At 71.7% G+C, this 8800-nt stretch carries 9 protein-coding genes and 1 pseudogene; 6 read left to right on the top strand and 4 right to left on the bottom strand.

Features of this window, described 5'->3' with window-relative positions; all coding sequences use genetic code 11:
* A partial coding sequence (locus L2C96_RS27780) for an IS481 family transposase (protein WP_237338355.1) occupies positions 1 to 820 on the bottom strand: 820 nt, incomplete at its 3' end.
* 116 nt (positions 821 to 936) lie between these two features.
* Positions 937 to 1380 (bottom strand): MarR family winged helix-turn-helix transcriptional regulator, encoded by a 444-nt coding sequence (locus tag L2C96_RS27775; protein WP_237338350.1) that lies wholly within the window; start codon positions 1378 to 1380, stop codon positions 937 to 939.
* Positions 1381 to 1445: 65 nt separating this feature from the next.
* Here L2C96_RS27775 and L2C96_RS27770 point away from each other — a divergent pair, with 65 nt between their 5' ends.
* Positions 1446 to 2600 carry an MFS transporter gene (locus L2C96_RS27770; protein ID WP_237338349.1) on the top strand — a complete coding sequence of 385 codons (1155 nt, stop codon included), beginning with the start codon at positions 1446 to 1448 and terminating at the stop codon, positions 2598 to 2600.
* Here the strand turns inward: L2C96_RS27770 and L2C96_RS27765 are convergent.
* A complete protein-coding gene (locus L2C96_RS27765) occupies positions 2597 to 2758 on the bottom strand; it encodes a hypothetical protein (RefSeq protein ID WP_237338348.1) in 162 nt (53 codons plus the stop codon). The two genes, L2C96_RS27770 and L2C96_RS27765, sit on opposite strands and share 4 nt — an antisense overlap.
* Between L2C96_RS27765 and L2C96_RS27760 the strand changes: the two are divergent.
* Positions 2757 to 3326, top strand: a pseudogene (locus L2C96_RS27760) (carboxymuconolactone decarboxylase family protein). The gene L2C96_RS27765 and the pseudogene L2C96_RS27760 overlap by 2 nt on opposite strands.
* On the opposite strand, the gene L2C96_RS27755 reads toward L2C96_RS27760, so the two are convergent.
* On the bottom strand, positions 3286 to 4269 hold the full coding sequence (locus tag L2C96_RS27755) for a sigma-70 family RNA polymerase sigma factor (RefSeq protein WP_237338347.1): 984 nt from the start codon (positions 4267 to 4269) through the stop codon (positions 3286 to 3288). The pseudogene L2C96_RS27760 and the gene L2C96_RS27755 overlap by 41 nt on opposite strands.
* Before the next feature lie 13 nt (positions 4270 to 4282).
* On the opposite strand from L2C96_RS27755, the gene dnaG reads away from it, so the two are divergent.
* Genes dnaG through lexA form a run of 4 tightly spaced genes read left to right on the top strand, consistent with a single transcriptional unit; the run spans position 4283 to position 8142 of the window.
* Entirely contained in the window at positions 4283 to 6169 is a 1887-nt protein-coding gene (dnaG, locus tag L2C96_RS27750; RefSeq protein WP_237338346.1) for a DNA primase, read from the top strand.
* Positions 6170 to 6172: 3 nt separating this feature from the next.
* Positions 6173 to 6694: a hypothetical protein gene (locus tag L2C96_RS27745; protein ID WP_237338345.1), complete on the top strand. Its 522-nt coding sequence runs from the start codon at positions 6173 to 6175 to the stop codon at positions 6692 to 6694.
* Between the two features lie 15 nt (positions 6695 to 6709).
* Positions 6710 to 7465, top strand: a complete 756-nt coding sequence (locus tag L2C96_RS27740; RefSeq protein WP_237338344.1) for a trans-aconitate 2-methyltransferase — start codon at positions 6710 to 6712, stop codon at positions 7463 to 7465.
* A gap of 17 nt (positions 7466 to 7482) precedes the next feature.
* Positions 7483 to 8142 carry a transcriptional repressor LexA gene (lexA, locus tag L2C96_RS27735; protein WP_237338343.1) on the top strand — a complete coding sequence of 220 codons (660 nt, stop codon included), beginning with the start codon at positions 7483 to 7485 and terminating at the stop codon, positions 8140 to 8142.
* Positions 8143 to 8800: the final 658 nt, after the last annotated feature.

Here is an 8800-nt window from a genome sequence, read left to right as displayed (position 1 = left end):
CCCATTCTTCGGCGAGGGTGCGGTTGAAGCGTTCGGCTTTGCCGTTGGTTTGGGGTCGGTAGGCGCGGGTGAAGCGATGGCTGGCCCCGATGTCGGCCAGCGCGGTGCGGAAGGCGAGCGAGCGCCGGTAAGCCAGGGCGTTGTCAGTCATGACCCGCTCAATGGCGGGGATGCCGTGGGCGGCGAAGGCCTGTGCGGCGCGGCGGAGGAAGGCGGCGCAGGTGGTGGCGGTTTCGTCGGGGTGGATCTCGGCATAGGCCAGCCGGGAGTGATCGTCGACGGCGCAGTGCACGAACTCAAACCCGACCCGGGGTGCGCGGCGGGCGGCCTTGTGTTGATCACTGCCGCGACCGTGAGCCCACCATCCGCCACCTTCGCGGAGCCGTCCGAGTTTTTTCACATCGACATGCACCAGCTCGCCCGGCCGGTCCCGCTCATAATGGCGGATCGGCTCGCCGGTGGGCCGGTCCAGCCCGGCCAGCTTGGGCATGCCGCGCCGCACCAGGATGCGGTGCACCGTCGAGGCAACCATGCCGAGGATTCCCGCGATCCGCGCGGGACCGAGCCGGCGGTCCTGCCGCAGCCGCAGGACCTCCTGCTCCACCTCGGCAGAAACCCGAGTGGGCGAGGTGTGCGGCCGGCTGGTCCGATCGGCCAGCCCGGCCTGGCCCTCCTCGCGGAACCGCCGCACCCACTTATGCCCGGTCGCCCGCGACACCCCCATCTCCGCCGCCACATGCGCCACCGGCCGCCCCGCCGCGACACGCTCGACCAGCAACCGCCGCCCATACTCCGTCAACCGGGCATTACGGTGAGACACGAAGACCTCCGTTCGTGCGGGAAAGGCGTCAAGCACCTTCACCCCACACGGAGGTCTTCACCTTGATCAACCCGACACACCGACCACACCGTCAACAACGTCCATGCTCCCTACAGCTAGGAGTCCAGCACCTCACGTGCCAGCCGGTCGAGGTAGCCCGCGAAGCGGCGCCGGTCCTCGGCCGGCCAGTGCGCCACCAGCGCCTCGAACACCTGCTCCTGGTGCGCGTGCGACACCGCGAGGAACTCCGCGCCCGCCTCGGTGAGTGACAGCCGCGCGCGGCGGGCGTCCTCGGCGGACGTGTCGCGCCGCAGGTAGCCGTCGCGCACGGCGTCGGCGATCATCCGGCTCGCGACCGAGCGGTCCAGGCCCAGCTGGCGCGCCACGTCGGCGACCGTGACCTCCCCGCGCGGCGCGGCGCTGTGCACGGCTTCCACGACGTACAGGTTCTGCACGGTCGCCGTGCGCGGGGCGTCCTCGTCCAGCCGCTGCGCCACCTCCGGCGCCCAGCGCCGGGACCAGAACCGCACCAGCCGGAACAACGCGCGCCCCGCGGCCATCGAAAACTCCCTCCGTCCGCCGTCATCCTTGCATGTGTGCAAAACACACGCATAATATGTGCGAAATGCACGCAAAGAACCGCGCCTTCGCCGCGCTGCTGCTCGGCATGCTGATGGCCCAGCTCGACACCACCGTCGTCGTCGCGGCGCTGCCCGCCCTGCAGGCCGACCTCGCCGCGGGGACGGCCGTCGCCGGGGTCACCACCGCCTACCTGGTCACGGTCACGTTCGCCACGCTCGTGCTCGGCAGGCTCGGCGACCGCCATGGCCGGCGCGCCGTCTTCACCGGGTCCGTCCTCGTCTTCGCCGCCGCGTCGGCGGCCTGCGCCGCCGCACCGGATATCGCCACGCTCGTCGCCGCGCGAGCCGTCCAGGGCGTCGGCGGCAGCGGGCTCGTCGTCACCGCGATGAGCGCGCTCGGCGAGATGTTCGACCGCGACCAGCTGATCCGCCGCGCCGGGTGGCAGACGGCGGTCTTCGCGCTCGCCTCCGTCGGCGGCCCGCCGCTCGGCGCGCTGCTCGTCGCCGGACCGGGCTGGCGGTGGATCTTCCTGCTCAACCTCCCGCTGTGCCTGATCGCCCTCGCGATCGGTTTCCGCGGCCTGCCCACCGGAACCGGCCGGACCCCGCCGCTGCGACCTGCCGTCCGCGCGATGTTCTCCGACCGCACCACCCGCCGCGCGGTCGTCGTCACCGCGTTGTCCGGGCTCGCGTTGTTCGGGACCTTCACCTACGTCTCCCTGGCCATCGCGCTGATCGGCGCCACGTCCGCGCTGCTCACCGCGATGACGGCCGGTCAGCTGGTCACCTCGGCGTCCTTCGCGGCGTGGGCGCGCCGGTGGCCGGACCTGCCGGCCTGGGGGCGGCTCGGTTGCGCCAGCGGCGCTGTGGGCCTCGTCCTGCTGGCCCTCGCGCCGCACGCCGGCGTGGCCGTGCTCGTGCCGGGGCTGTTCCTGGCCGGTGCCGCGTTCGGGCTCACCGCGTCGGCGTACACGCTGCTCGTGCAGACCACCGCGGCGAAGGAAGTGCTAGGCGCGAGCATGGGTGTGCTGGCCTTCGCGCGCCAGGCCGGAGGCGTCGTCGGCACCGCGGGCCTCGGCGCGGTCGCAGTGCTGTGCACCGGCGGGTTCGGCAGCCCGGGGTTGACGATCGCGTTCGCGTGCGCCGCTCTCGCGATGGCCGTGGCGCTCGCCGTCACACCCCGGGAAGCCGTCGGCTAGCTCGCCGCCTTTTTGAAGACCTCGAACACGGCGAGGTAGCTCTTGTCGCCGTGACCGTCCGCGATCGCCCGCCGCGCGGTGACCGGCGCCACCCGCTCGCTGTCACATCTCGCGCGGCCGTCTCGTCCCCTCGGCAGGACCACGAAGGAGGACGACATGCCACGCATCCCCGCGGTGTCCGAAAAGGACGCCGGCCTGCTCACCAAGCTCGTCTACCGCTACGCGCGCAAGCGTTTCGGCGCCGTGCCGGAGCCGTTCGCCGTCGCCGCGCACCGGCCGGCCCTGATGCGCGCCAGCGGGATCCACGAGATGCTCGTCGAGAAGGCGATCAAGCACCTGCCGGTGAACGTGGCCGAGCTCGCCCAGTACCGGACGGCCGTGCGGCTGGGCTGCTCGTGATGCGTCGACTTCGGCACGATGCTGCAGAAGCACCACGGCCTGGACATCGACCGCCTGAAGAACATCGACGACTACGCCACGTCGGAGCTGTTCACCCGCGCCGAACGCCTCGCCCTCGCCTACGCCGACGCGATGTCCGAGACCCCGGTCGCGGTCACCGACGAGCAGGTCGCCGAGCTGGAGCGCGAGTTCGGCCGGCCCGGGCTGATCGAGCTGACCTACCTGATCGGCCTGGAGAACCAGCGCGCCCGCGTCAACAGCGCCCTCGACATCACCGACCAGGGCTTCACGTCGGGGGACGCGTGCCGGGTTCCGCAAGCCGGCTGAGCTTGTCGGGGTTGGCCTGGTCGTAGATCGCGGTGATCAGCCCGTCCCGGACGGTGAACGTCTCCAGGTGCGCGTCCAGCGGCCGGTAGCCGTCGCCGCCCGGGGCGGGCGGCAGGTAGAACCCGAGATCGCCGTTGACCAGCAGCGGACGGCCGCCGGCCAGCGCCTCCGGGCGGTAGAACCGCAGCAGGCCGAGGAAGAAGCGGATGATCTTGTCCGCGCCCACCATGACCTGCACCGTGGTCTTGGCCTTGCCGTCGCTGTCGCCGATGAGCACGACGTCGGGGTGCAGCACCTCGGCCACCGCCCGCACGTCGCCCTTCGCCAATGCTGTCATGAACCGGTCGAGGATCTCCTGCTGCTCGGCCAGTTCCGCGCGCGGCGGCGGCTGCGCGTCGTCCAGCGCACGCCGTCCACGCGACGCGTGCTGCCGCGCCGTCGCCGTGGTGACGCCCAAAATCTCCGCGATTTCGTCGAACGGCACGGCGAACGCGTCGTGCAGCACGAACGCCACCCGCTGCTCGGGCGTGAGCTTGTCGAGCACGATCATCGCCGCCATCCGCACGCCCTCGTCGCGGACGGCGGCCTCCAGCGGGTCGTCCGCAGACGGCGCGCCCAGCGGCGTGACGATCGGCTCCGGCAGCCACTGGCCGACGTACTTCTCCCGCCGCGCGGTCGCCGAGCGCAGCCGGTCCAGGCAGATCCGCCCGACCACCGTGGTCAGCCAGGCCCGCAGCTCCTGGATCTCCGCACGCTTGCGCTCGTCCAGCGCGGCCAGCCGCAGCCACGACTCCTGGACCGCGTCCTCGGCGTCGCTCACCGAGCCGGTCAGCCGGTACGCGACGGCGGTCAGGTGCGCGCGCAGCCCGGCGAACTCCGCGGCGACCCCATCCAGCGTGCTCACACACCCGAGTGTGCCGTACGACCCGGCCCCGCCGGTCACTAGACTGGTCGTCGTGGCAGGCCGGATCCGGGAAAGTGACATCGCGGAGGTGCGCCAGCGCAACCGGATCGACGAGGTCGTGGGCGATTACGTGGCCCTGCGCAACGCCGGCGGGGGAGCGCTGAAGGGGCTGTGCCCGTTCCACGACGAGAAGACCCCGTCGTTCAACGTCCGGCCCACGCACGGCACCTTCCACTGCTTCGGCTGCGGTGAGGGCGGCGACGTCATCAAGTTCCTGATGAAGATCGACCACCTCCCGTTCGTCGAGGCGGTCGAGCGGCTGGCCGACCGCGTCGGGTTCCGGCTCACCTACGAGGGTGGCGGCGGCAGCGTCCAGCGCGACCGCGGCACGCGCAGCCGCATGGTCGAGGCGCACAAGGCCGCCGCCGAGTTCTACGCCGAGCAGCTGCGCACGCCCGAGGCCCAGATCGCCCGCGACTTCCTCGCCGAGCGCGGCTTCGACGAGACCGCGGCCCGCACGTTCACCTGCGGCTACGCACCGGCGGGCTGGGACAAGCTGACGAAGTACCTGCTCAACCGCGGTTTCGAGTTCAGCGAGCTGCTCAAGGCCCAGCTGGTCAAGGAGGGCCGCCAGGGCCCGATCGACCGGTTCCACCGGCGGCTGGTGTGGCCGATCCGCGACCTGTCCGGCGACGTCGTCGGGTTCGGCGCGCGGCGGCTGCACGACGACGACCCGATCCAGGCGAAGTACCTCAACACCAGCGAGAGCCCGATCTACAAGAAGTCGCAGGTGCTGTTCGGGCTCGACCTGGCCAAGCGGGAGATCGCCAAGCGCCACCAGGTGGTCGTCGTCGAGGGCTACACCGACGTGATGGCGATGCACGCCTCCGGCGTGCCCACCGCGGTCGCGTCCTGCGGCACGGCGTTCGGCGAGGAGCACATGAAGGTGCTGCGCCGCCTGCTGATGGACGACGACGCGTTCCGCGGCGAGATCATCTTCACCTTCGACGGCGACGAGGCGGGCCAGAAGGCGGCGCTCAAGGCGTTCGAGGGCGAGCAGACCTTCGCCGGGCAGACCTACATCGCGGTCGCGCCCGACGGCATGGACCCGTGCGACCTGAGGCTCGCCAAGGGCGAGGCCTCGGTGCGCGACCTGGTCGCCCGCCGCACGCCGCTGTTCGAGTTCGCGATCCGCAGCATCCTCAAGGAGTACGACCTCGACTCGGTCGACGGGCAGGTCGCCGCGCTGCAGCGCACCGTGCCGCTGGTCGCGCAGATCAAGGACCGCGCGAAGCGGGACGGCTACGCCACCAAGCTGTCGTGGTGGGTCGGCTGGCAGGACGAGGCCATGGTCGTGCGGCGCGTGCGGGAGAGCGCGGGCGGCGCGGTCCGGACCAACGGGCGCAAGCCGGTGCAGCGGGTCAACGGCACCCCGGCGGCGGACGTGCCGCGCCCGGACCCGAACGACCCGCGGCTGATGGCGCAGCGCGAGGTGCTCAAGGCCGCGCTGCAGGAGCCGGCGTATGCGGGCCCCGAGTACGACGCGCTGCCCGAGGAGGCCTTCACCCACCCGGCGTACGTGGCGGTCCACCGCGCGGTGCTCAAGGCCGGCGGCACGGGCAGCGGGCTGGCCGGGCCGGCGCTGATCGACGCGGCGACCCCGTACACGCCCGACGGTCCGGTGCGCTCGCTGCTGTCCGAGCTGGCCGTGGAACCGTTGCGCGCCAAGGGCGAGGCCGACGGGCACTACATCGGCAGCATGATCGCCGCGGTGCAGGAGAACCTGGTCGGGCGGCAGATCGCGGAGATCAAGTCGCGGCTGCAGCGGCTGTCGCCGATCGAGGCGGCCGACGACTACCGCGCGTTGTTCGGGGACCTCGTCGCCCTGGAGGAGTACCGCAAGGCGCTCAAGGCGCAGGCCATCGGCGGGCTGGGGTAGGCCGTGCGGTGGCTGCGACGGCTGGTCGGCGACCCGCTGCCGGAGGACTTCCCCGGACGCCTGGCCGAGGGGGAGAACGCGATCGGGTCGGCGCCGGTCCGCGGTGGCGGGCACCTGGTGGTCACCGAGCTGGGGCTGTGGATTCCGGTGCCCGATGGCGCCCGGCGGATCGGCTGGCACCTGATCAGCAAGGCGGTCTGGGGTGACGGGGCGCTGACGGTCACCGAGGCCGACGAGACCGGCACGGCAGGCGCCGCGGTGGTGCTGCGCGACCGCGAGCCGGTGCGGTTCGAGCTGCCGCGGCCGGGCAAGGTGCCGTGGCTGGTCCGGCAGCGCGTGGACGGCTCGATCCGGGCGCGCCACCGGGCGGAGCTGACCAGCGGCGGGGTGTGGTTCGTGCAGCGGAAACTGCCCGGGCGCGACGGCGTGGTGCTGCAGGCGCGGCCGGATCCGGGCGTCGACCTCGACGTCGTCGCGGCGATCGCGCGGGAGGCCGCGGAGAAGCTGGCGCCGCCCCAGGCTTAGCAGTACGCTCGTACTGTGTGGGATCCTGCGAAGTACCTCGACTACGCGGACCTGCGGGGACGCCCGTTCTACGACCTGATCGGCCGGATCGACGCGGCTGAGCCTCGGCGGGTCGTGGACCTGGGCTGCGGGCCCGGAAACCTGACGGTGTCGCTGGAGTCGCGCTGGCCAGGGGCGAAGCTGGAGGCGCTGGACAGCTCGCCGGAAATGGTCGAAGCGGCACGCGCTGCGGGGCTCGATGCGCGGGTGGCCGACGTGCGCGAGTGGTCGCCGGAGCCGGACACGGACGTGGTGGTCACCAACGCGGTGTTGCAGTGGGTGCCGGAGCACCGTTCGTTGCTGCGGCGCTGGGTGGGGGAGCTGCCGTCGGGCGCCTGGTTCGCGATGCAGGTGCCGGGGAACATGGACTCGCCGTCGCACACGCTGGTCCGGGAGGTGGTGGCCCGGCCGGAGTGGTCTGCGCGGGTGGGCGGGCTGCGGGGCGTCGAAGCGGTCGACTCGCCGGCGGAGTATGCGGAGTTGTTCGCCGACGCGGGGTGTTCGGTGGACGCCTGGGAGACGACGTACGTGCAGCGGTTGAGCGGGCCGGACGCGGTGCTGGAGTGGATCACCGGGACCGCGTTGCGGCCGGTGCGGGCGGCGCTGGACGACGACGAGTGGCAGCGGTTCCGCGCCGAGCTGGCGCCGTTGCTGAACGAGGCCTATCCGCCGCGCGCGGACGGGACGACGTGGTTCCCGTTCCGGCGGGTGTTCGCGGTGGCGCGGGTGTGAGCGTCTAACATCCGCGGGTGGCCTCCTACGACGATCTTTTCGAGCACCTGGACGTGGCGTCACTGCCCGAGCGGCAGCAGCGGATCCTGGTCGCGATCCGCGATTGGGTGAACCGGTACGGGTACGCGCCGAACACGCGGGAGATCGGCGAGGCGGTCGGGCTGCGGTCCTCGTCGTCGGTGTCGAAGCACCTGGCGGCCTTGGAGGAGAAGGGTTTCCTGCGCCGCAGCGCGAAGATGTCCCGGCCGATCGATGTGCGGGCGTTCCTGGCTGGTTCGTCGTCGCCTGGTTCCTCGTCGGATGATTCGGTGCCGGTGCCCGTGGTGGGTGATATCGCGGCGGGCACGCCGATCTCGGCGATCGAGCAGATGGACGACACGCTGACGCTGCCGAGGGAACTGACCGGCCGCGGCACGGTGTTCGGCCTCCGGGTGCGCGGCGACTCGATGATCGACGCGGCAATCTGCGACGGCGACATCGTGGTGGTGCGGCAGCAGTCGGAGGCCCACTCGGGCCAAATAGTCGCGGCGATGATCGACGAGGAGGCGACGGTGAAGGTGTACCGGCGCCGCAACGGCCACGTGTACCTGGAGCCGCGAAACCCAGCGTACGAGGTGATCGACGGCGACCGGGCCGTGATCCTGGGCGCCGTGGTGTCGGTGCTGCGGAGCGTTTGATTCTTTTCTCGGCATGGGGCACGTCACACGCCGGTGGCGTGCCCCTTTTTCGTCGGCCAAGAAAAAACCCCAGGCCGCCTGACCTGGGGTGGAAGCTCCCCCGGCTGGACTCGAACCAGCAACCCTTCGGTTAACAGCTACATGGTGACTACCGGCGACCTGGGCTTTTGCTGCTGCGGCTCGCCCTCGTTCGTCGGCTTTCGCCATGTCTGTTCGCGCTCGTCCGCTGCGGTTGATGTCACGATTGGATGTCAGCTGCGGCGGGCCGCGCGCGGGCAACAACGCTGCTCAACGGGCTGCCGACTGACCGCTCGTCACCTTTCCGCGATCCAAAGCCGCCCATAACCGGGCCGGGTGCTGTCAACCCTTGTAACCGATCACGCCGAAGCCACGACGTACGGCGCGTGACTGTGCGTGCACGAGCCGACCACCGGAGGCGTGATCGGCGCGAAGCGGGGTTGACGGCGCCCGTCCCGGCTTTGACCATCCGGCGATCGCGGAAAGGTGGCGCCTTCCGGCAGTCGCCTGCCTCGGGTGCCCCGTGCCCTTCTCGTGCGCCTTCCACTGTCCCCCGCGCGCGCCGGCCGACGGCGTTGAGCGCGGCCGTGCCAAGCGGAGCGGCTTAGCTCGGCCGCGCGCCAGTTCGGCCCGCGCGCCC

This window comes from Amycolatopsis tucumanensis (assembly GCF_021654135.1).
Taxonomy (GTDB): domain Bacteria; phylum Actinomycetota; class Actinomycetes; order Mycobacteriales; family Pseudonocardiaceae; genus Amycolatopsis_E; species Amycolatopsis_E tucumanensis.
The sequence above is the reverse complement of the archived record's forward strand: the minus strand, read 5'-3'. Positions and strand labels throughout refer to the sequence as shown.

Bases quoted from the DNA above. Each gene is read 5' to 3' on its own strand.
- L2C96_RS27775 (WP_237338350.1), bottom strand. From the start codon at position 1,380: ATGGCCGCGGGGCGCGCGTTGTTCCGGCTGGTGCGGTTCTGGTCCCGG.
- L2C96_RS27770 (WP_237338349.1), top strand. From the start codon at position 1,446: ATGCACGCAAAGAACCGCGCCTTCGCCGCGCTGCTGCTCGGCATGCTG.
- L2C96_RS27765 (WP_237338348.1), bottom strand. From the start codon at position 2,758: ATGTCGTCCTCCTTCGTGGTCCTGCCGAGGGGACGAGACGGCCGCGCG.